Source organism: Streptomyces sp. NPDC002868, from assembly GCF_055563295.1.
On the sequence record NZ_JBVHDR010000012.1, the window covers coordinates 172,877 to 195,054 of the forward strand.

A 22,178-nucleotide genomic window follows, 5' to 3' on the forward strand; every position below is an offset into this window, starting at 1 on the left:
ATGAGCCAGGCGGCGCAGAATCTGAACTGGTTGATCACCAACTTCGTGGACAACACCCCTGGGGTGTCCCACACGGTGGTGGTCTCCGCCGACGGTCTTCTGCTGGCAATGTCCGAAGGATTCCCCCGCGACCGCGCCGACCAACTGGCGGCTGTGGCGTCCGGGCTGACCTCGCTGACCGCGGGGGCGTCCCGGATCTTCGAAGGCGGCCCGGTCAGCCAGACCGTTGTCGAGATGGAGCGCGGCTTCCTCTTCCTCATGTCCGTCTCCGACGGCTCCTCGCTGGCCGTGCTCGCACACCCCGAGTGCGACATCGGCCTCGTGGGCTACGAGATGGCTCTCCTGGTGGACCGGGCGGGCAGTGTCCTCACGCCGGACCTGCGCGCCGAGCTCCAGGGAAGCCTGTTGCACTGAACCCGCCTACCCCACGCAGGTGCTTCAGCCATACGCCACCGCACAGTCACCGTCAGGTCGCCCACAGGCCCCCCACCGGCCCACTCAGACGGCACGCCGACCACTTGCTGTCACGCCCGGAGGATTCATGACCCCGCCACCCGCCTCTCACGATCCGTACGGCGCCTCAGTCGACGCGTCGTACGGACTTGAGGGCGATCAGCCGCTGGTCCGTCCGTACGCCATGACCGGCGGCCGGACCCGGCCGCGCTACCAGCTCGCCATAGAGGCACTGGTCAGCACCACGGCCGACCCGGCGCACCTCGGGACACTGCTCCCCGAGCACCAGCGGATCTGCCACCTGTGCCGTGAGGTCAAGTCGGTGGCCGAGGTCTCGGCGCTGCTGTCGATGCCCCTGGGAGTGGCCCGGATCCTCGTGGCCGACCTGGCGGAGGCGGGCATGGTGGCAATCCATCAGCCGGGCAACGGAGAGGCCGGCGGCACGCCGGATGTGACACTGCTCGAAAGGGTGCTCAGTGGACTTCGCAAGATCTAGCGGCGGTGCAGCCCGGTCGACCACCAGCGCGAAGATCGTGGTGGCGGGCGGCTTCGGCGTGGGCAAGACCACGTTCGTCGGCGCGGTCTCGGAGATCAACCCGCTGCGTACCGAAGCCGTCATGACGAGCGCGTCCGCAGGCATCGACGACCTGACCCACACCGGGGACAAGACCACCACGACGGTGGCCATGGACTTCGGCCGTATCACCCTGGACCAGGACCTGATCCTGTACCTGTTCGGCACGCCCGGACAGGACCGCTTCTGGTTCATGTGGGACGACCTGGTCCGCGGTGCGATCGGCGCGGTGGTGCTGGTGGACACCCGGAGACTTGCCGACTGCTTCCCGGCGGTCGACTACTTCGAGAACAGCGGCCTGCCGTTCGTCGTCGCCCTCAACGGCTTCGAGGGACACCAGCCGTACAATCCGGAGGAGGTGCGCGAAGCTCTCCAGATCGGTCCGGACGCTCCGATCATCACCACCGACGCCCGCCACCGCGCGGACGCCAAGAGCGCCCTGATCACGCTGGTCGAGCACGCACTGATGGCACGGCTCAAGTAGACGGTCGAATGGACGGTCAAGTGGACGTCGACGTACGGCAGTTGTCGTAGTTGTGAGGGGACGGGCTGTGTCGATTGACACGGTCCGCCTCCGTGTTCATAACGTTTCGACAGAGAATTACCCGGCCTCGGACACCCGGTGCATACGAGTGGTACCACTGCGCTCACATCAGCCCCGCCATTTGACGGGGCTCGCCCCTTATGCCCCGATTTATCTGAGGCCTGCACACTCGGAATGGCTGATTCCAACTGTTTGGAAGGGGGCCGCTCGACGTGCTGAAATCTGGCGAACTCCCTAGTAGTAAAGCTCTGAACGAAACACGGCACAGCGTAGGTGCCGACGCCGAGAGGTTGTTGGTCGAGTGAGGCGAAGCATGACGAGCTCCGCAGAGCAGCAGGCGCGGGGCAACTTCACCCCGCCGCCGCGCACAGCGGCGTCGCCTGCGGATGCGCCCGGTCCGTCCCCGGCCGCCGGAAGCTCCAGTCGGCTGTCCCCGCGCAACTGGCGGGTGCCCACCCGTCTGAACGCGATCCTCCTCATCCCCGTGCTCGTCGGTCTGGTGATGGGCGGCTTCCAGGTCAAGTCCTCCATCGACACCTGGGACGAGGCGCAGGACGCCGAGAAGACGGCGCTGATCGTGCGCGCCGCCTCGGAGTACGGCCAGGCGCTGCTCAACGAGCGTGACCTCACGGCCGCGACGCTGCTCACCGCCACCAGCGAGGCAGACCGCCAGAAGCCCCCCGTCACCAAGGCGTACGAGACCACGGACGCCGCGAAGAAGAAGTTCGACCTGGCCATCCAGGACATGCCCGACAAGCAGGGTCTGGATCGCCGTCTGAGCCTCTTCCGCGCGGAGGAGCCGACCCTCGCCAAGCTCCGCCTGGCCGCGTACACCAAGGCCCTCGACCCGGTGAAGACCGAAGAGGGCTACGTCAAGGTCCAGCACTCGCTGATGGAGTTCTCGAACGAGCTCGGCCTCGGCACCGGCAACATCACCAGCTACGGCCGTACGGTCTACGCGGTCCAGCTGGCCAAGGCCGCCGCGTCGCTCCAGCGCTCCATCGGCATGCACCTGCTGGTCCGTCCCAGCGCGGACGACACCGTCCGCGCCCAGCAGACCGTGGCGTTCAACTCGTACAACTACCTCGAGCAGATCGCGATCGGCGAGTACGTCTCCGGCGGCACCCAGGCCGACACGGACAAGCTGAAGCAGATCATGGCGGGCAAGGCCGCCGCGGGCGAGAAGCAGCTCAAAGCCCTGGGCCTCAACCCCCCGCGGGACAAGAGCGGCCAGGTCCTGGCCGGCATGGCCGGCAAGATCGGCGAGGGGCTGAGCCCCAAGGAGCTGAAGAAGCTCGACGTCACGCCCGAGACCTGGATGGGCGCGTCCACCGCCAAGTTCGACGGCTACACCGAGATCGAGAACGAACTCGTCGACAAGGCCGTGACCGAGGCCGCGGCGATCTCCGACGACGCCAAGACCGACGCCATCACCAACGGCGGCATCGTCGTCATCGCCCTGCTCACCGCCTTCATCCTGGCCGGCCTCATGGCCCGCCAGATGAGCCGCTCGATGCGCCAGCTGCGCACCGCCGCCTTCGGCATCGCCGAGCAGCGTCTGCCGATGCTGGTCGACCAGCTGTCGCGTACGGAGCCGGGCCGCGTCGACACCCGCGTGCAGCCGATCCCGATCGACAGCCAGGACGAGATCGGCGAAGTCGCCCGCGCCTTCGACCAGGTCCACCGCGAGGCCGTGCGGCTCGCCGCCGAGCAGGCCATGCTCCGTGGCAACGTCAACGCGATCTTCACCAACCTGTCGCGCCGCAACCAGTCGCTGATCGAGGGCCAGCTGACCCTGATCACCGACCTGGAGAACAACGAGGCCGACCCGGACCAGCTGGAGAACCTCTTCAAGCTGGACCACCTGGCGACCCGTATGCGCCGCAACGGCGAGAACCTCCTGGTCCTCGCCGGCGAGGAGCCGGGCCGCCGCTGGAACCAGCCGGTGCCGCTGGTCGACGTGCTGCGTGCCGCCTCCTCCGAGGTGGAGTCGTACGAGCGCATCGAGCTGACCGGCGTCCCGGAGACGGACATCCACGGCCAGGCCGTGACCGACCTTGTGCACCTGCTGGCCGAGCTGCTGGAGAACGCCACCACGTTCTCCTCGCCGCAGACCAAGGTGCGCGTCACCGCGACCCGTCTGCCCGACGGCCGCGTGATGATCGAGATCCACGACAAGGGCATCGGCCTGACCGCCGAGGACTTCGCGGACATCAACCACAAGCTGGCCAACCCGCCGACGGTGGACGCCGCCGTCTCGCAGCGCATGGGCCTGTTCGTGGTCGGCCGCCTTGCCGACCGGCACGGCGTCCGCGTCCAGCTGCGCCCCTCCGGCGAGCAGGCCGGCACCACCTCGCTGGTCATGCTGCCCGACGCCATCACGCACGGTGGCGGTGGCGAGCCGCTGCCCGAGGACGACTTCACGGTCTCCCAGATCATTCCGGAGCAGCAGGTCTTCGAGCCCGCCCCGATCCAGAGTGCCCCGATGCGCACCGCCGCGGAGCTCGGCTTCGACGACTCCCGCTACGAGGACTCTCCGAAGCTCGACCCGGTGGGCCGCTCGCTGATACGCGAGGAGCGCCGTGCGGCGCTGGAGGCGCAGGCTCAGGGCGGCGAGCGGCCGCTCTACCGGGACGAGACGCAGTACCCGCAGGAGCAGCAGCAGTACGCCTCCGAGTACGGCCAGGAGTACGCGCAGGACTACGCCCAGGAGCAGCCGCAGGCGTACGACGGCTACCAGCCGCAGGGCGGATACCAAGGGCCCCAGGAGCACCAGGAATCCGCATATGCGGAAGCCACTTACCAGGCTTCGCAGACGCCGGAGCCGCAGTACGACGGACAGTTCGACACCCAGTCCCACCAGGCAGAGTGGCCGGAACAAGGTACGTACCAGAGTGCGTACGAGCCGGAGTACCGGACCGATTCGGAATCTGCCCCCGGCGCCCCCACGAACGCTCCGGAGCGCGTAGGCTTCGAACGTCCGGGACCCTCTCCGAGCAGCAGCCACGCGCTGACCGACGCCGGTCTGCCGCGGCGCGGCGGCACCCAGCAGCCGCAGCCCCAGCAGCAGTGGCAGCAGCCCGCCGAGCAGGCCCAGCAAGCTCCGCAGAGCGGTCAGGCCGAGGCGGCCGGCAACGGCGCCGGCCCCGAGGACTGGCGCTCGACCAACGACCAGCGCTGGCAGAGGGCGGAGAAGCTCCGCGAGCCGAAGGCGGGCGGGGTCACCCCCTCCGGTCTTCCACGGCGAGTGCCCAAGGCCAATCTCGTCGAGGGAACCGCGGAGCAGACGCCGCAGGGCGGCCCCCAGGTCTCCCGCGCCCCGGAGGACGTACGTGGCAGGTTGAGCAACCTGCGGCGCGGCGTCCAGCAGGGACGCAGCGCGGGAACGGACACGAACGGACCGGGCTTCGGCTCGGGCAGTACCTACAACCAGGAGCGTTAGTGTGAGCCCGATGAGCCAGGCGGCGCAGAATCTGAACTGGTTGATCACCAACTTCGTGGACAACACCCCTGGGGTGTCCCACACCGTGGTGGTCTCCGCCGACGGACTCCTGCTGGCGATGTCCGAAGGTTTCCCGCGGGACCGAGCCGATCAGCTGGCGGCGGTCGCCTCCGGTCTGACCTCGCTGACCGCGGGGGCGTCCCGGATCTTCGAAGGCGGCGCGGTCAACCAGACAGTGGTGGAGATGGATCGGGGCTTCCTCTTCCTCATGTCCATCTCCGACGGTTCCTCGCTTGCCGTGCTCGCACACCCGGAGGCCGACATCGGCCTGGTGGGTTACGAGATGGCTCTGCTGGTGGACCGTGCAGGCAGCGTGTTGACCCCGGACCTCCGTGCGGAGCTCCAGGGCAGTCTTCTCAATTAACAGACAGTGCGTTTCACGCCACCGCACCATAGGGTGCGGTGGCGCGGCTCCACAGGGACATGGACCGGCGACCGGCAGTCGGAGGAGGAAACGTGGCAACACCCCCGGGCGGACGCCCCTATGACGGTGCTCACCAACCGCCGGGTGATCACTCTCAGAACCGCTTCAACTTTCCCTCCGCGCCGAGCAGACAGGGCTCCCAGCAGCCCTACCAGCAGTCGCCGTACGACCCCTCGTACGACCAGCCGCAGCAGCCCCGGATCCAGCCGGTGCAGCGGCGGGCGCCGGAGCCCGCGCCTACGGCCACGCACAACCCGTTGGTGCGCCCGTACGCCATGACCGGCGGCCGGACCCGGCCGCGCTACCAGCTCGCCATCGAGGCACTGGTCAGCACCACGGCCGATCCGTCAAGGCTGCAAGGGCAGTTGCCCGAGCACCAGCGGATCTGCCGGCTGTGCATCGAGATCAAGTCGGTCGCTGAGATCTCGGCACTTCTCACCATCCCCCTCGGCGTTGCCCGGATCCTTGTCGCCGACCTGGCGGAGGCCGGACTTGTCGCCATCCACCAGCCAGGCGGCGACGAGGCCGCCGGCGGCCAGCCAGCCGTGACACTGCTCGAAAGGGTGCTCAGTGGACTTCGCAAGCTCTAGCGGCGGTGCAGCCCGCTCAACCACCAGCGCGAAGATCGTGGTGGCGGGCGGCTTCGGCGTGGGCAAGACCACGTTCGTCGGCGCCGTCTCGGAGATCAACCCGCTGCGTACCGAAGCCGTCATGACGAGCGCGTCCGCAGGCATCGACGACCTGACCCACACCGGGGACAAGACGACGACCACCGTCGCCATGGACTTCGGCCGTATCACCCTGGACCAGGACCTGATCCTGTACCTGTTCGGCACGCCCGGACAGGACCGGTTCTGGTTTATGTGGGACGACCTGGTCCGCGGTGCGATCGGCGCGGTGGTGCTGGTGGACACGCGTCGTCTCGCGGACTGCTTCCCGGCGGTCGACTACTTCGAGAACAGCGGCCTGCCGTTCGTCATAGCTCTCAACGGTTTCGACGGACACCAGCCGTACAACCCGGAAGAGGTGCGGGAGGCGCTGCAGATCGGCCCCGACACCCCGATCATCACGACCGACGCCCGCCATCGTGCGGACGCCAAGAGCGCGCTGATCACGCTGGTCGAGCACGCACTGATGGCGCGCCTGCGGTAGCCGGTACCACGGCCGCGTGTCTCTGTTGAGGACGCCCTCGCCTCCTGCTTGGAGTGCGGGGGCGTCCTGCTGTTGTTTTCTCCACCGCCCCGCCCCTTCCCGTAACTGGGGGCAAGCCCCCAGCCCCCTCGTACGCACGCTGGGGGTCCCCCCACGCCCGCAGGGCGCAGGGGGAGTGTCCTCAATCGCTGGACGCGGCCGCCGATCTCGGCGGCTCACCGGGCACCCAGGCGATGGACAGAGCTGCGCCGAGGAGGGCCAGCAGGAGGCCGACGAGGAAGCCGCCGAGGTTGGACATCGGAATCGACAGCAGGGCAAGCACGATCGCCGCGACACCCGCAAACACCCGCACGATGGGCTGGAACCACATGGTCAGGCCGAGCGTCGCGAGAAGCACGCCGATGACCAGTGAGCCGGAGCCGGCACTGGTGGCCATCTGGATGGTGAGTTGGCCGATCGCGAGGTCCGCGTACGGCAGATACACGATCGGCACCCCGCCGAGCATGGTCAGCAGCCCGGCCCAGAACGGCCGACTCCCCCGCCAGTCGCCGAAGTGCAGCCAGAGGCCCTTGAGGTAATGGACGTTGCGCCTTGGAGAATCGACGCTCATAGAACAGCTCCCGGGGGCCAGGCTTCCTTCGGACATGTGAAGAGAAGGGGCGGGTGCGGGGAATGAGTTCTTCTCATCGGTCGCGGCGTGTCTAGAAGCACTCGTGAACGCCCTTGTAGAATCTCAGGCTGCTTCCGCTGGTCCTGGTAATTCTGGCGCTCGTTGCCAGCACGATTTGCTTGGAATTGGTCACCAAAACCGAATCGGCCTCCTGCGCGGCACGGCCGGGGTCCGTTTTATCCCCTTCCTTGATGCCCGGTCCCTTTCTGCTGGTCCCGGCGGCAATACCGTTGTTTGTGTTCTTGAGCGTGATACTGCCACTGTCACTTTGGACTGTATCGGTGTACGTGTCACGAGCCGTGATCTTCTTTGCAGTCACCTTTACCGTGAACGTGCCGATCAGCGGGATGTTCCGAGCGACCACGGACTGGCAATAGCCCGTGGTCTTCGACTGCTTCAGGCCCGTGACCGTAACGGGAACGATCTTCCCGTCGTATCGCCGGTCTACGGCGCTGTACTGGATCAGCCCGACGCCTTCGGTGCGCTCAGCCGTTACTTTGAATTGCTGGTTGGAGACAAGGAACGACGCGGCAAGCGCGCCCTGGGCCAAGGCAACGAACAGCGCCGCGCTAGCGACGAGGCTGGGCACCATGACAACGGCAAACAGCCTCCATCTGATCCTGCCGTGCGTCCTGGACAAGACTTCTCCTCGTTTTTGAACGTGTGCCTCAGGCATCATCTCCGGCCTTCCACAAGCTCCCCCGGGACGGGGGAGCCGAGTCGCCAGTGAGAAATAACTCGAACATTCAGATGTCTCTTGGTCGGCTACGGGCGAGGGCATGAGAAGGATGGCGAGCGCATTCGGATGGTATACGCCGATTCGCTCGTGAACCCTTCCCGGAATGGCCGCCGATCGGGTGACATGGCGGGGCTGGTGAGGCCTATTCGCGGGGTCACCAGCCGTTCTTGCAGAACGGCCTTGGGGAACATCGGTACAGCGGTTATCGGTGAGATTGATCCTGCTGGCTACTCGGTCTCCGAGGACTGGAGCACTTGGGCCTGTCGACGCTTCTTGCCGTGGCAGATGTCCCGAGCAAGCTTGTGGCGGGACTCCTGGACGGTGAGCTGCCTGTGCGGGCCAGCGCCTCCAGCGGCCCGTAGCCGCCGGTCGGCTGAGGCGTTGTCGGTCGCGACCATCTCCTGCTTCACTCCGCCGTCCAGGTTCAGCAGGGCGTCCAGGATGAACAGGCTGTCGCGCGGGGTGCCGGGCACCACCAGCTGCCCGATCCCCGCCAACTGGTCATTGGACGGGGGACCGGGGCGGAGCCCCGACAGTCGGCCCGTCCGACGGAAACTCAAGCCTCGTCGGCGTTTGAGGCGTGGGGCCGGGGGCGGAGCCCCAGGAGAAGACAGCAAAGACCCCAGCGCCCGTACCGGGCGCTGGGGTCTGCGTTACGCGGCAGCAGCCTCAGCCCTGCCAGCTGTGGGCCGTGCGGAAGCCCCGCTGCCGCTCGAGGCGGCGCCAGCCCGCCGTGGAGCGGCCGCGGTGGGCAGCGTCGGTCTCGGACTGGGACGCCGCACGGGCAAGCAGCACCGCGGTGATCGCGGCCAGCTCCTCGGGGTCGGCGTGACCCTTCTCTACGCGCAGCAGGGAGGATGACGACTCGGCAGCAGTGCTCATGGCTTTCGGGCTCCAGTCTCGCAGGGTCACTGCGGGGGGTTGCCGTGCTTGCGGGACGGCAGGTCGGCGTGCTTTGTACGGAGCATCGCGAGAGATGCGATCAGCACCTCGCGTGTCTCGGCGGGGTCGATGACGTCGTCGACCAGGCCGCGCTCCGCCGCGTAGTACGGATGCATCAGCTCGGCCTTGTACTCCTTGACCATGCGGGTGCGCATGGCCTCGGGGTCCTCGGCCTCGGCGATCTGCCTGCGGAAAATGACATTGGCGGCACCCTCGGCGCCCATCACCGCAATCTCGTTGGTCGGCCAGGCGTAGGTGAGGTCCGCACCGATGGACTGGGAGTCCATGACGATGTAGGCACCGCCGTACGCCTTGCGGAGGATCAGCGAGATCCTCGGCACGGTGGCGTTGCAGTACGCGTACAGCAACTTCGCACCGTGCCGGATGATTCCACCGTGCTCCTGGTCGACGCCGGGCAGGAAGCCGGGCACGTCCAGAAGAGTGATGATCGGGATATTGAAAGCGTCGCACATCTGCACGAAACGTGCGGCCTTCTCGGAGGCTTCGATGTCCAGGACACCGGCCAGGGACTGCGGCTGGTTGGCGACGATGCCGACCACCTGGCCGTCGAGCCGAGCCAGGGCGCAGATGATGTTGCGGGCCCAGCGCTCGTGGATCTCGAGGTAGTCGCCGTCGTCGACGAGCTCCTCGATGACCTTGTGCATGTCGTACGGGCGGTTCCCGTCGGCCGGCACCAGGTCCAGCAGGACGTCGGAGCGCCGGTCCGCGGGGTCCTCGGCGTGGGCGACCGGCGGGTTCTCGCGGTTGTTGGAGGGGAGCATCGCCAGCAGGTAGCGCACCTCGGCGATGCAGGTCTCCTCGTCGTCGTACGCGAAGTGCGCGACGCCCGAGGTCTCGGCGTGGACGTCCGCGCCGCCCAGGCCGTTCTGGCTGATCTCCTCACCGGTGACGGCCTTGACGACGTCAGGCCCGGTGATGAACATCTGCGAGGTCTCGCGGACCATGAACACGAAGTCGGTGAGCGCCGGCGAGTACGCCGCGCCGCCCGCGCACGGGCCGAGCATCACGCTGATCTGCGGGATGACGCCGGAGGCGCGGGTGTTGCGCTGGAAGATGCCGCCGTAGCCGGCGAGCGCGGAGACGCCCTCCTGGATACGGGCGCCGGCGCCGTCGTTCAGCGAGACCAGCGGAGCCCCGGCCGAGATGGCCATGTCCATGATCTTGTGGATCTTGGTGGCGTGCGCCTCGCCGAGCGCGCCGCCGAAGATCCGGAAGTCGTGCGCGTAGACGAACACCGTTCGGCCCTCGACCGTGCCCCAGCCAGTGATGACACCGTCGGTGTACGGCTTCTTGGCCTCCAGGCCGAACCCGGTCGCCCGGTGCCGGCGCAGTTGCTCGACCTCATGGAACGATCCCTCGTCCAGCAGCAGCGCGATGCGCTCGCGGGCGGTCAGCTTGCCCTTGGCGTGCTGCGCCTGGGTCGCACGGTCGCTGGGGCCGCGGTGCGCCTCGTCGCGAAGGGCGTGCAGCTCGGCCACACGCCCGCGCGCGTCATTCGGCTCGCCGGTGGTCTCGTCCAAAACGGTCATGCATTGACCCTACGGATCCGACCAAGAAAACCCTGCCGTTGACTCCGTACAGTCTCCGGACGTTTCTCCTGTCGCCCTCTGACAGAACCATCGCGCACTGCAGCCCTAGTACCAGCTCACGGCCATCAAGCTTTGTGGAAGTTCAACAAGGCGTTCACCTGAGAGCCACCTCACAGTGGTGGCTGGCTCCAGCGGTGCCTCCGGTGATTCGCAGCCGCAGCGACCGGCCGGTGGCGAGCACCTCGACGGACGCATCCTTGCTGTTCACCTTGTGCACCGGGTGGTGCCAGGTGATCTCCAGCGGGGCCCCGGTGCGCGGCGGCTCGCTGATATGAAGAGTTGCTGTGCGGCGGTTACTCCGAACGAGGGCACTCGCCGGTGCGGTCGCGGTGAGCGGGCCCACCGTACCGGGCTGCCAGAAGTTCGCGGCGGTCAGTCCCAGGGAGCGGACAGCGACCGCCTGGCATGCCTCGCTGTTGGCGAGGATCTCCACCCGACGGCCGTCGCGGGCGCGCGCGGTGACGGTGCGGCGGGTCGCTCCCGGCAGCAGCAGATACGCGTACGAGGCGTCCACCGGGTCGGTGCCGTGGTCGAGCCAGAGGGTCTGGAAGCGGCGCGTGACGCGCTCGGTGGAGCTGGTGGTGTTGATGTCGCTCCAGGCGCCCGAGCGGTCCTCGCGCAGGGTGCGCAGCCGGGCGGTGCCACCGGGGAAGATCCAGCCGCCGTGGCCTTCGAGGTGCGCCCAGCGGGAACCGAGGGTCAGGGCGTTGGTGCCGCCCTCGCCGAGGTTGCGGTTGTCGACGATCGTCTCGACGGGCACCCCGTCGCTGCTCGTGATGCCGGCGCCGAGGCAGATGACCTCGTCCTCGACGCAGAACCACGACTTACGGGCCTCAAGGGTGGAGCCGAGGCCGAGCAGATGCTGGCCGACGGCCGCGAACTCGCCGTCGCTCGCCCCACCCACCCACTTCGCCGCGGGCTTGGGCACGCCCCATTCGCCGCCCGCCCGGTCGGCAAGTCGCTTGGTCGACACGGTCGTTCCGGGCAGCCGGTAGAAGTCGACGGTCGGCCAGAACCAGTCGGTGTACTGATCGCCCGCGGCCTCGCCCGGCCACCAGTAGAGCATTCCGGCTCCGGTGTGCCAGCCGCGCGGATTCTCGCCGTTGCCGCACTCGTAGTACGAGATCCGCTCCGAGGCCATGGAGATGTTCGCGGCACAGCCGGGCCGGCGGTGCACGGCCCGGTCCATCGAGGCGAAGAGCTGGTGGCCGACCGGCTCGGGCGCGGCCGGGACGGGCGACGCGGCGACTGCGTGCAACCGGGAGAGGTCGGCGACGCCGAACTGCCGGCCGGTGAGAATCGGCGTCACAGTGTCCCGCTCGATCCAGCCCTTGATCCTGGCGTGCCAGCGCTCCCGCTCGGCGGCGGAGGCTCCGCCCGCGAGCAGCGCGATCGCGGCGATCAGGCCCTGCCCGTGGAAGTGGTCACTGCGCATGATCCTGCGCTCGTCGCTCTTGAGGTAACCCCGGCTGATGGCACGGCCGTTGACGCTGTCCATCATCAGCCCGTTGTGGATCAGGGGCGCGTACGCCTGCTCGACGCTGTCCAGGATGATCTGGCGGTTGGGGTCGGTGACGGCCCAAGTGGAGCCCGCGAACAGGGCGAAGAGGCGACCGAGGCCGTCAAGCATGACCTGTCCGTACGTGCCGGAGTAGGCGACCCAGGTGTGCTGGATGAACGATCCGTCGGCGTAGAGGCCGTCGCCCTTGGTGACGTACGGGAAGACGGGCGAGAGGGCGTCCCGGGCGAGTGCGATCTTCTCCGGGGCCCTGCCGAGGACGCCGCGCAGGGCGACGGAGCGGCAGAGGTCGACGCGGTTGGCGCCGGTGGATGTGCCGCTGTAGTCGCCGAGCATCGCGTCGGGGACGAAGTGGTCGACGGCGGCGAAGGCGGCGTCGCGCCGGTCCTGGGTCAGCTTGTCCTGAAGGACGGCGACGATGTCCATGAGGAGGCGGGGGCTGCCTATCTGCCACTCCCACCAGTTGCCGTAGCGGGTGGTGGAGGGGTTGTAGATCTTCGAGGCGAGGTGGTCGAGCCCGCGGATGACGTCGGCGAGAAGTCCGGTGTCGCCGGTGAGGCCGGTGCCCTGCTGCGCGTACGCCTGGGTCATGGTCCACAGGCGGCTGTAGCTCTGGGTGATGCCGGAGGGCGGGTTGAAGGTGTAGCCGGGCCACAGGGAGGTGTCGGTGGGGGCCATGGCCGCGCGGAATCGGGCGGCCAGCTCGCCGGTCTCGGCGAGGCGGGATGCGTAGGGCTCCACGGCCGGGTCGTAGCCGGTCCCGAGGCTGATCTCCAGCCAGCGCAGGCGCAGTGTCTCGTGCTCGTCCTGTTCGGTGGCGTGTCCCCGGGAAGGAAAACCCAGGGTGAGAGCGCTTGCTCCCGCTGCGGCGAGGAAGATACGGCGGGACCATGCGGGCGTAAGCGGCACGGGAGCCTCCGGAAACAGAAGTGATGTAGACCGGTTGCCCGTTGGTCTAGCAGCCCTTCACCACGCCTTCAATGGGCATGACAGAGGGAGATAGAAAGCGCTTGCCCCTCGGTTGGCCTTCAGCACGAGGGGCAAGCGCCGTTCATCAGCCGCCGCAGTGGAAGCGAGCACTCCCCCAGTCGGCGTGGTCGTTGCCGTTCCCGTCGCCGCCGTCACCGACGACCAGGTCGACGTACTTCGCGCCCGTGACATCGGCCGTCAGCGACCAGGCGGCATCCGTCGCTTTCAGCACCGGCGACTTCACCTTCTCCGCGCCGTCCGCCAGCACGCTGAACTGCACGCTGCCGCGCGACGTCTGGACATCGTCCACCCCCACCCCGGCAGTGAAGGAGGTGCACTTCCCGCCCAGGTAGTAGCGGATCTTCGCCGGGGCGTGGCTGCCGAGTCCCTTCTCGTAGGCCACTCCTCCGATCTTCAGCGGGCTGCCGTCGCCCGTTCCCGTCTCGCCGTTGGACAGGTCACGCTCGACCGGTCCCCAGCCGTTCTCGGACGCCGTCCAGTCCAGGTCGCTCGCCCACGCGTCGGTGGCGGGCGGTGGCGGCAGAGCGCGTACCGAGGTCACGGCCGTGAGCTTGCGGAAGGCCCCGCCCACCGCGTACGAAGCCGCCCCGCCGATCGTGTACGTCCGGTACACGGCGTCCACCGGCGGCGTCACCTGCCATGTACCGGTCGCCTGCGCACCCGCCGCGACCGAGTCGAAGGTCACCGGACCCGCAGGCTCCGCCGTCCAGCCCTCGGGGAGCGTGAGCCCGACCGAGACACCGCTCACCGCGGTCGCCTCATTGTTGGTGAAGGCGGCCGTGACCTCGTTCTTGTGACCCGGCTCCAGGGTCTCGCCCGCCGTGACGGCCAGCGTTCCGCACGCCGCCTGCTCGGTGGCCGGGCCCAGATCGGTGACGGTGAAGCCGTCGAGCACGAAGTCCGCGCCGTCCGGGGCGTCGCCGCGCTTGCGCAGTCCGGCCCAGGTGCCGCCACAGCCCGCCGTCACGGTCTCGGTGAAGTGGCCGATCGTCCGCTGCTCTCCTATCGGCGTACGGCGGGTCTCCACGGCTCCGGTGCCGCCGCCGTAGCCGGTGACCCACTCGTACGCGCCCGCGTGGCTCGACTGGTAGTCGTATTCGACCCGGTAGCTGCGCCCGTCCAGCATCGGCACCGTCCAGGGCGCGGTGCGGTAGACGAGACCGGTGTTCTCCTCGTGCGACTTGAGAGACTCGGCCCCGCCCAGCACATCGTCGATCAGCTTTCCGTTCCAGCCGGCCTGGGTGTACGGGGCGTGCAGCCGGCTCACATGCGTACGGGGGTCGGTGACACCGCCGGCGTCGCCCTTGAGGAAGGGGCCCCAGCCCTGGTCGACGGCTTCGAAGTCCTCGTACACCAGCGCGCCGGACCGGGTCGCGGGCGCATTGGCCACGAGCCGTACGTCATCGATCCGTACTGCCGCCGAACTGCCCCGCGCCGCCTCGGCCTTGAGCGTCGCGACACCGCCCGCCGGCGCGGTGAAGTTCACCTTCGCCCGCTGGAAGTAACTGCCGTGCCAGTCGGACGCGGCCACCTGGTCCTTGGCCGTCGAGCGCTCGACGGCGACCGACTTCCCGTCGATGGACAGTGTCGTACGGCGCGACTTCCCCGGTTCGACCTCGATCCATGCCGAAGCGGTGTACCGCCGGCCGGCCTCAAGTCCCGTGATCCGCTGCGAGAGCGACGCGCTGTCCGTACCGCTGAGCGCGGCGCTGTTGCGGCCGTGGTCGTCGGTGTCGCGGGTGACCGTGCCCCGCTTGGACCAGGCGGCCAGCCCGGCGTCGTTGAAGCCGGGGTCGGCGACCGGGCCGCCCGCGCCCCACTTCGGGTCCTGCGCGGCGGGCGCGCGGTCCGGGTAGAGGACGTACGGCTGTCCGGCGGCCGCGGTCAGGGTGATCCGGCCGTCCACCGGCCGTACGGTCCCGGCCTTCACGCGTCCGTTGTCGGTGAGCTTGTAGACGGTGTACGACGACGCGCCGGTCACGGCCCAACTGCTGGTGCCGCCCGCCTTGTTGTAGTGGTACAGCTTCCTGCCGCCGTCCCACGGGAGCAGATAGCGGTCGCCGTCCAGGACCTTGCGGCCGTGGTCGTAGAAGGTGCGGCGGCCGCCCTCGACCGTGCCGCGCACACCGCCGGTGAAGGTCACGTCATTGCCGTCCCAGCGGGTGATCTGCTCCTGCTGGAGGTACTTGGCGGGCAGATCGCGCTGCCAGACGTTGTCGTAGAAGGCGTTCCAGTCAGTCTCGCCGGTCCAGCCCTCGAAGTCTTCGAGGGCGGTCTGGCCGAGGACCGGGTGGTTGTTCCAGACGTCCTTCTCGCCGTTGCGGATGAACCGGATGATCTGGGAGTTGAGGCCCTTGTTGGTGGCTCCGCCGTAGTCCAGGTCATTGGCCCAGTGCGACCAGAGCGAGGCCCGCTCGAACTTGTCGGCCCACTCGGTGCCGACGTTCCAGCCCTGTGCCTGCACGGCCTGCATCGTCTTGTCGGCGATCCAGCCGTGCGTGTAGTACACATCGATGTACAGGAAGGAGAGATTGCGGTCGGTCTCGTCCCTCAGCTGCTGGAATCTGCGGGCCAGATCGCCGCTGTTGATGTCGCGGCGCTGGTCGATGTAGTAGCTCTGGTTGAGCCAGTTCCAGCCGGGCTTGGTCTTGTCGACGAGGCTCTCACTGAAGTTCTTCGCCTCGGGGTACGACTCGGTGGCGTTGACGTGCACGCCGAAGGTCGCTCCCCACTTCCTGCCGTCCTTCAGCAGTGTGTTGAGGTCGCTGAGCCCCCCGGCGCGCTTGTTGTAGTTGCCGCCGTAGTCGGGGTGCGCCGAGTCGTGGCCCTCTGAGCCGTATCCCTTGAGCACCGCGAGCTGTCCGAGCCCGTCCGTGGCGAGCGAGATCCGCTTGACGTCGTCGAGGGTACGCAGGAAGGGGTGGGTGGCCTGGCTGGCGAAGTTGAACGGGATATGGGTGATCACCCGGTCGGGCGTCTGCTCACTGCCCGGGGCCCTGACCCCGATGGCGCGGAAGGCGACCGCGCCGTCCTGCCAGTCGACCTTCCGGTCGCCGTTGGCGTCGGGCGTGACGACGACCTTCGCCCAGGGGAGGCCCTTGCCGCTCTCCGGCTTCGGGGCGCCGCTCCCCCGGTAGGTCCACTGTCCGGACCAGACGCCGACGCGGGTGCTGGCGTCCGCGGCCTTGCGGGCCTGGTGCCAGAAGCGGGCGTCGTCGCCGCCGGTCGCGCCGGCCGGCTTGTCGTAGCTGGAGTTGGACTCGATGGCCGCGGCCAGCTGTCCCGTGTTGACCAGGGCGTACGAGGCTCCGACCGGAGCCGCGTCCGCCGCGGTGTCGGGCGTGACCGGGGCGAAGACGTCGGCGGTCTTCGTCGAGTCCGGGTCGAGGCGGGTGAAGGCTGTCGCGGCTCCGGCGTCCGTGCTGCCGACCGACACCAGGTCGTGTCCGGGGATGTCGATCGTGGAGACACGGAAGGCGTCGGTGTCGCGGACAGCGGTGACCTTGAAGGCAGTGGTCCGGCCGGAGACGGTGAGCGTCGCGTCGATTTCGACGCCGGGCAGGTCGCCGAAGGTCAGGGTGTACGCGGCGCTCGACGCCTTGACGGCGGGCGCGCCCTTCAACCGCACCGCGTACGCCTTGCCGTTGAGGGTTACCTCCGCGACCGCGCTCGTGCTCCCCAGGAGCGTGGCCCCACTGGCTCGGTCGGTGTACGACACCACTCTGGGGAAGTCCTTGGCGACGGCAACGGAGAGCTGGCCGGAGCCGATGACGACGGGGGCCTCGCCCTCGGCTGCGGCGGCCGGGAGCGCGGGCCCGGCCAGGGCGAACACGGCGGATGAGGCGGCGGCAAGCGCGCACGCCGCACGGAGTCTTCGTGGCATGGGGACTGACTAGCCCGTCGCTTTCGCCACCGTCAACGAAGTCGTGCGCTCCGGAGGCCAGCAGTCCAACAACCGCCGCGCGTTAGTCCAAGTCCCCTCCATGAACGACAACTTATGAAGCGGCGAAGATTCTGAGAGCGCTCTCAGTCACACCTCTTGACGACCGCTCCCGCCGTCGCAAGAGTGGTGGACACCCCCACAAGTACAGGAGTTCATCCGTGATTTCCCGCAGAATGTTCCTGTCCGGCACCGCCGCAGCCGCGACCGCGCTCACCTACCCCGCCTGGGGAAGCGCTCTCAGCCCCCGAGCCAAGGCCGCGCCCCCCACCTGCGAACTGGCCCTGGAGAACAAGTCGTTGCCCGGTCAGGTCAATGCCTATGTCACCGGTCACGAGCAGGGCACCGGACGCTGGGTGCTGCTCCGCCCGGGCGGCGGCGTCTACTACCCCGAGTCCCCCTCCGCGCCCCAGACCCCGCTCCCCGTCGACTGCGCCATCCCGCTGCGCGCGGCGGGCGCGGGCCCGGTCGTGCTGACACTGCCTCAGATGTTCGGCGCCCGCGTCTATTTCGTACGCGACAGCAAGCTGGACTTCTTCGTGAACCCGGGTCCCGGTCTCGTCGAACCGGCCTTCGCGACCCCCTCCGACGCCAACTACGGCCGCACCTGGTCCTTCGCGGAGTTCACCTTCAACCCGACACAGCTCTACGCCAACATCAGCTATGTCGACCTGGTAACCGCCCTCCCCATCGGCCTCATGCTGACCGGCGACGCCACCCACACGGTCGCCACACTGCCGAACGGCGCGCTCCAGAAGATCGCCGACGAGCTCGTGGCCCAGGCGGGCCGCGACGGCCAGCCCTGGGACAAGCTGGTCATCCGCGGCTCGGGCGGCCAGGTCCTACGGGTCATCTCGCCGCAGAACCTGATGGCGCCCTTCTTCGACCGGCCCGACGAGATGCCCTTCCGGAACGTCTTCGACAACTACATCAACCGGGTGTGGGACAAGTACCGCTCCACAGATCTGCGGATCGACCTCCAGGGCGGCCGCGGCGTACGCACGGGGCGGGTGAACGGCGACGTGCTGACCTTCACCGGCGGCCACACCTTCGCCAAGCCCACCTCGAAGGACATCTTCACCTGCAACCACGGACCCTTCGCCAACAACCCGGGTGACTCCGACGACAATAAGGGTCTGCTGGCCAGGCTCGCCGCCGGCTTCAACCGGACGACCCTGCTGACCCACCCCGACCAGCCGAACGGGGCGACCTCGGCCGACTACTACCGCGACCCGGCGACGAACCACTTCTCCCGGGCCGTGCACGCCAACACCCCGATCGGATATGCCTTCCCGTACGACGACGTGCGCCCGGACGGCCAGCCGGACGTCTCCGGCGCGGCGCACGACGGCAACCCGCGGCGCTTCACACTGACCGTCGGGTCCTGACCGTCGGGTCCTGACCGTCGGGTCCTGACCGTCGGGTCCTGAGCCTCGGCTCGTGACGCGGACGGGTACCCGGCCGGCATGGGGGAACCGGCCGGGCACCCGCACGTCCGCACCGGCTCAGCAGCCGCCGCAGTTGTAGTACGTCACGTCCCAGTGGTTGCCCTCGTCCGCGTAGATGTTCCCGGAGCCGGACCTCCACTGCGGGGCACCGTCGCCCGGACGCGCGCCGATGTAGGTGAAGGTGTTCTTGATGTAGTTCCCGACGCAGGTGTACTCGTGTACTTGCTGTAGTCGAGCTTTTAGCCGTTCCAGTGCGAGTACGTGCCGCCAGCGTGCCCGGTCTCCGTACCTCCGGTGATGTTGAGCGCACAGCCGCTCGCGCTCTTGAGGGTCTGCGCTCCCTTCGCGCTGGCGAGGTTGAGCTGCTCGAAGGACGTACACGACGGGTTGTTGCGGTCGGAGCAGCCGCCGGACGAGGACCAGGTGATCCCGGACGAGCGGAACATCGAAGTCGCAGTGGCATGACTGATCTTGGTGACGGCGTGCGCTTCGGTCGCGCCGCTGATCACGCCGAACCCGGGGGCGAAGAGCGCGCCCGAGACGAGCGCAAGCACGCTGAGCGCGAAGCGGACTTTCATGGCGGGGGGATCCCTCCTGCTGATGACCGTTGAGGACTGTGCGTTCCGGTGCGGACCGGTGCATTCCGGCGGTACGGCTGTGCAGGTGGAGCAAGGAGATGGTGCCCGAGTTCTACGCGCGTCCGCCAGAGGGCTGCCGCGTACCTCTGGGTGAACCCCTCGAGAAGATGTTGAACATTAAACGGAATAGGTCTATGGTCGATTCCGTTGAAGCTTAAACAACACACCACTACGTCCCCCAAGGAGTGCGTCATGGGTCTCTTCAACCGCAAGACCGCCACCGCCACCGCCCCCACCACGCTGGCCGTCGACCCGGCGCTGGCCGCGCTGACCGGCGACTACACCGTCGACCCCGCCCACAGCAGCATCGGCTTCACCGTCCGGCACGCGATGGTGACCAACGTCCGTGGCTCGTTCGGCGACTTCTCGGGCAGCCTGAGTCTGAACGGCACCGACCCCCACCACTCCACCGCCGAGATCGACATCAAGATCGCCAGCATCGACACCGGCATCGCGGACCGTGACGCCCACCTGCGCACCGGCGACTTCTTCGAGGCGGAGGAGTACCCGCTGATGACGTTCCGCTCGACGCACGCGGAGCAGCTCGGCGGCGACTCGTACCGCATCACGGGCGACCTGACGATCAAGGACGTCACGCGTCCGCTCGCCATCGACCTGGAGTTCAACGGCTCCGCCACCGATGTGTACGGCAACGAGCGCGTCGGCTTCGAGGGCAGCGCCGAAATCCTGCGCTCCGACTGGGGCCTGACCTGGAACGCGGCGCTGGAGACCGGCGGCGTCATGGTCAGCGACAAGGTCAAGCTGAACTTCGACATCTCCGCGATCAAGGCCGCCGCCTGACGGTCGGTCCGACCCCCCTGAGCGCGCCCGCCCTGCCGTCCCCCCACGGCCGGGGCGGGCGCTCGGTCATGCCCGAGGGTCGCCTCAGAGTCGGTTACCACTAAGGAGACAGGGCGGTGCCGAGGGAGTCGGCGCCCATGAACTTCGGCGCCCCCTTCTCGTAGAAGACGTCGAGTGCCGTGATCGTGAACCCCGCGGTCGTCAGCATGTCGACGGTCCGCCGGGTGAGGTGACACCCGCCGAAGAGCCGTTTCTCCATCGGCTCGAGCCGTCGTTGCCAACGGCGCACGTTTTCGTCCTCTTCCGGGGCCAGCCCGTGCTCGAGGAAGTGCAGGGTCCCTCCGGGCTTGAGGACGCGCCGCACCTCGCGCAGGGCGGCCCCGGCATCGGGGATGGTGCACAGCGTCCAGGTGGACAGGGCGGCGTCAAAACTGCCGTCCTGGAACGCCAAGGACTGGCCGTCCAGACCGGCGCGCCGCACCGGGACGTTTGACGCTCTGACGCGTTCGCCGGCAAGTCTCCACCCGACATCGGAAGGCTCGATCGCGGTCACGCCGGTGACGGCCGCCGGATAGAAGGGAACGTTGTGCCCCGAACCGAATCCGATCTCGACCACTTCGCCCTCAAGGCCCTCGCAGACTCGGCGTCGTAGCGGTTCGACTGCCTTGACCCCGCAGGCGACGTTGACAATCCGCGGCACGACCCGCTCGGCGTAGAACCCCACTAGAAGCCGCCGCCGCCATCGAAGCCGCCACCGCCGCCGAAGTCTCCGCCGCCGCCCCAGCCCCCTCCTCCCTCGAAGTCGGAGGAGTTGAAGTCGGCACCGGAGTAGTCGCCGCCGCTGAACTCACCGCCGCCGTACTCCGCCCCGTACGCCGGACTGGCGAGCATGTTGCCCAGCAACGTGCCCACCAGCAGGCCCGGCAGCAGGCCGCCGCCGAAGTAGCCGCCCGCCCAGGGGCCGTAGGCAGGACCCGCCTCCCAGTACGGGCGACGGCCGGATTCCGTCTCGACCATGCGGCCCATCGGGTCCTGGCCGTCCTCGAGACGGGCCTTGTCGGCGGCGCAAACCGGGACCTCGCGGGACGTGGCGCCCGCCGGGGACCAGGTCATGTCGGCGACCGAAAGCCCGTGGCGCGGGTCGAAGAAGCAGGGCGGGCGGCGCTCCGGCACGGGTTGGCCCGTACGGCGTGCGTCCAGGGCCGCCAGCGAGTACCGGCCGTCCTCCAGGGCCTGCGTGACCGCGCGTACGTCACTGGGATGCTCGGCCGACCCCATCAGCGATTTCGCCCTGTCGTACGAGTCGAGTGCGCGCTCGTATTCCGCGCGCATGGCGTCGTCCGCGCCCTTCTCCGAGGGGTGGAAGTCCAGCCGGTCCAGCTCCTCGCCGAACGCGGTGATGTCCTCGTCGACGACCACGCGCAGCTTGTCGAGGGCGGCTCGCTCCGCCTCCTCCCGCTTGCGGCGGTTGCGGCGGATCACGCTGTACACGCTCGCGCCGCCGGCGGCAGCGACCGCGCCGACCGCGATCAGACCGGCGGTGTTCACGCCTTCGTCCGGGGCCGAGCCCCAGGAGGAGGGGGCGCTGCCGCGCAGCTGGGGCAGTGCCTGGTCGACGAAGTTGTTCAGCTGGGTGGCGGCGTCGGCGCCGGGGGGCGTCTTGACCGCGGTGACCAGGTTCTGCACGGCCTGGTTGGTCATGACGCTACGGTCGGCGCCCGCGTTGAAGCCGTCGCCGAGGCGGATGGCGTACAGCCCTGTGATGCCGGTCTCGGTGCGGAGGTTCTGCATGACCGTGTTCGGCGGGAACTCCGCCGTCCCGGCGGGCAGGACGGCCACGAAGAGCGGCTTGTCCGCGTCCTTGATCTTCTTCGCGAGGGAGTCCGCTTCGGCGCTGGAAAGCTGGCCGGCGGCGCGCGGATCGACGTAGACGGGGCTCTGCTTCAGGGCTTCGGCCACGGTTTCGGGGCCGGTGGCTGCTTGGGCTCCGGGGGCCGCGACGAGGGCGGTGGCCGAGAAGGCGAGCAGCAGACCGGACAGTGCGGTGAGCAGCCTGGTCTTCATACCTTGACGCTACCTGAATGGGTGCGAATTCGGACAAGCGGCGAGGTTCAAGAACCGGGGCTCCGCCCCCGACCCCGCTCCTCAAAATCGCCGGAGGGGCTCCGATGGAGCCCGTCCGGCGATTGAGGACATGCCCGAAGGGCGTACCTGGGGCCTGGGGGCTTGCCC

18 protein-coding genes and 1 pseudogene are annotated in these 22,178 nt (G+C 68.5%); 9 read left to right on the top strand and 10 right to left on the bottom strand.

What is annotated here, in order from left to right; translation table 11 throughout:
- The 7 genes from ACZ3H8_RS30935 (at position 1) to ACZ3H8_RS30965 (ending at position 6,649) form a co-directional block, all read left to right on the top strand.
- Entirely contained in the window at positions 1 to 414 is a 414-nt protein-coding gene (locus ACZ3H8_RS30935) for a roadblock/LC7 domain-containing protein (RefSeq protein WP_142214992.1), read from the top strand.
- 127 nt (positions 415 to 541) lie between these two features.
- Positions 542 to 949 carry a DUF742 domain-containing protein gene (locus tag ACZ3H8_RS30940; RefSeq protein ID WP_467407483.1) on the top strand — a complete coding sequence of 136 codons (408 nt, stop codon included), beginning with the start codon at positions 542 to 544 and terminating at the stop codon, positions 947 to 949.
- Positions 930 to 1,511 carry a GTP-binding protein gene (locus tag ACZ3H8_RS30945; protein ID WP_307660891.1) on the top strand — a complete coding sequence of 194 codons (582 nt, stop codon included), beginning with the start codon at positions 930 to 932 and terminating at the stop codon, positions 1,509 to 1,511. Before ACZ3H8_RS30940 ends, ACZ3H8_RS30945 begins: the two co-directional genes overlap by 20 nt.
- A gap of 361 nt (positions 1,512 to 1,872) precedes the next feature.
- On the top strand, positions 1,873 to 5,013 hold the full coding sequence (locus ACZ3H8_RS30950; RefSeq protein ID WP_467407485.1) for a nitrate- and nitrite sensing domain-containing protein: 3,141 nt from the start codon (positions 1,873 to 1,875) through the stop codon (positions 5,011 to 5,013).
- 10 nt (positions 5,014 to 5,023) lie between these two features.
- The gene (locus tag ACZ3H8_RS30955; RefSeq protein ID WP_307665799.1) at positions 5,024 to 5,437 is read left to right on the top strand and encodes a roadblock/LC7 domain-containing protein; all 414 of its coding nucleotides are present in this window, start codon (positions 5,024 to 5,026) and stop codon (positions 5,435 to 5,437) included.
- Positions 5,438 to 5,529: 92 nt separating this feature from the next.
- Entirely contained in the window at positions 5,530 to 6,087 is a 558-nt protein-coding gene (locus ACZ3H8_RS30960) for a DUF742 domain-containing protein (RefSeq protein ID WP_467407486.1), read from the top strand.
- Entirely contained in the window at positions 6,068 to 6,649 is a 582-nt protein-coding gene (locus tag ACZ3H8_RS30965; RefSeq protein WP_050791473.1) for a GTP-binding protein, read from the top strand. Before ACZ3H8_RS30960 ends, ACZ3H8_RS30965 begins: the two co-directional genes overlap by 20 nt.
- Before the next feature lie 181 nt (positions 6,650 to 6,830).
- Here the strand turns inward: ACZ3H8_RS30965 and ACZ3H8_RS30970 are convergent, their stop codons facing one another.
- The 7 genes from ACZ3H8_RS30970 to ACZ3H8_RS31000 form a co-directional block, all read right to left on the bottom strand.
- Positions 6,831 to 7,259: a DUF6114 domain-containing protein gene (locus ACZ3H8_RS30970; RefSeq protein WP_467407488.1), complete on the bottom strand. Its 429-nt coding sequence runs from the start codon at positions 7,257 to 7,259 to the stop codon at positions 6,831 to 6,833.
- Between the two features lie 91 nt (positions 7,260 to 7,350).
- Positions 7,351 to 7,911, bottom strand: coding sequence for a DUF6230 family protein (locus tag ACZ3H8_RS30975; protein WP_467407489.1), 561 nt, complete (start codon positions 7,909 to 7,911; stop codon positions 7,351 to 7,353).
- 374 nt (positions 7,912 to 8,285) lie between these two features.
- Positions 8,286 to 8,555 carry a hypothetical protein gene (locus ACZ3H8_RS30980; RefSeq protein ID WP_467407654.1) on the bottom strand — a complete coding sequence of 90 codons (270 nt, stop codon included), beginning with the start codon at positions 8,553 to 8,555 and terminating at the stop codon, positions 8,286 to 8,288.
- Positions 8,556 to 8,727: 172 nt separating this feature from the next.
- Positions 8,728 to 8,940, bottom strand: a complete 213-nt coding sequence (locus ACZ3H8_RS30985; protein ID WP_356223657.1) for an acyl-CoA carboxylase subunit epsilon — start codon at positions 8,938 to 8,940, stop codon at positions 8,728 to 8,730.
- A 26-nt stretch (positions 8,941 to 8,966) separates the two neighbouring features.
- Complete coding sequence (locus ACZ3H8_RS30990) at positions 8,967 to 10,550, bottom strand: acyl-CoA carboxylase subunit beta (RefSeq protein WP_467407491.1); 1,584 nt, start codon at positions 10,548 to 10,550, stop codon at positions 8,967 to 8,969.
- A 154-nt stretch (positions 10,551 to 10,704) separates the two neighbouring features.
- Positions 10,705 to 13,038, bottom strand: a complete 2,334-nt coding sequence (locus ACZ3H8_RS30995) for a polysaccharide lyase 8 family protein (protein ID WP_467407493.1) — start codon at positions 13,036 to 13,038, stop codon at positions 10,705 to 10,707.
- A 145-nt stretch (positions 13,039 to 13,183) separates the two neighbouring features.
- Positions 13,184 to 17,002, bottom strand: a complete 3,819-nt coding sequence (locus ACZ3H8_RS31000) for an endo-alpha-N-acetylgalactosaminidase family protein (protein ID WP_467407494.1) — start codon at positions 17,000 to 17,002, stop codon at positions 13,184 to 13,186.
- A 233-nt stretch (positions 17,003 to 17,235) separates the two neighbouring features.
- Between ACZ3H8_RS31000 and ACZ3H8_RS31005 the strand changes: the two genes are divergently transcribed.
- Entirely contained in the window at positions 17,236 to 18,447 is a 1,212-nt protein-coding gene (locus tag ACZ3H8_RS31005; RefSeq protein WP_467407646.1) for a glycoside hydrolase family 64 protein, read from the top strand.
- Between the two features lie 117 nt (positions 18,448 to 18,564).
- On the opposite strand, the pseudogene ACZ3H8_RS31010 reads toward ACZ3H8_RS31005, so the two are convergent.
- A pseudogene (locus ACZ3H8_RS31010) lies at positions 18,565 to 19,085 on the bottom strand (hypothetical protein).
- Between the two features lie 252 nt (positions 19,086 to 19,337).
- Between ACZ3H8_RS31010 and ACZ3H8_RS31015 the strand changes: the two are divergent.
- A complete protein-coding gene (locus ACZ3H8_RS31015; RefSeq protein WP_467407496.1) occupies positions 19,338 to 19,946 on the top strand; it encodes a YceI family protein in 609 nt (202 codons plus the stop codon).
- A 100-nt stretch (positions 19,947 to 20,046) separates the two neighbouring features.
- Here ACZ3H8_RS31015 and ACZ3H8_RS31020 read toward each other — a convergent pair whose 3' ends face one another.
- Both ACZ3H8_RS31020 and ACZ3H8_RS31025 read right to left on the bottom strand, forming a co-directional pair.
- Positions 20,047 to 20,646 (bottom strand): class I SAM-dependent methyltransferase, encoded by a 600-nt coding sequence (locus ACZ3H8_RS31020; protein WP_467407497.1) that lies wholly within the window; start codon positions 20,644 to 20,646, stop codon positions 20,047 to 20,049.
- Positions 20,647 to 20,669: 23 nt separating this feature from the next.
- The gene (locus tag ACZ3H8_RS31025) at positions 20,670 to 22,010 is read right to left on the bottom strand and encodes a hypothetical protein (protein ID WP_467407498.1); all 1,341 of its coding nucleotides are present in this window, start codon (positions 22,008 to 22,010) and stop codon (positions 20,670 to 20,672) included.
- Positions 22,011 to 22,178: the final 168 nt, after the last annotated feature.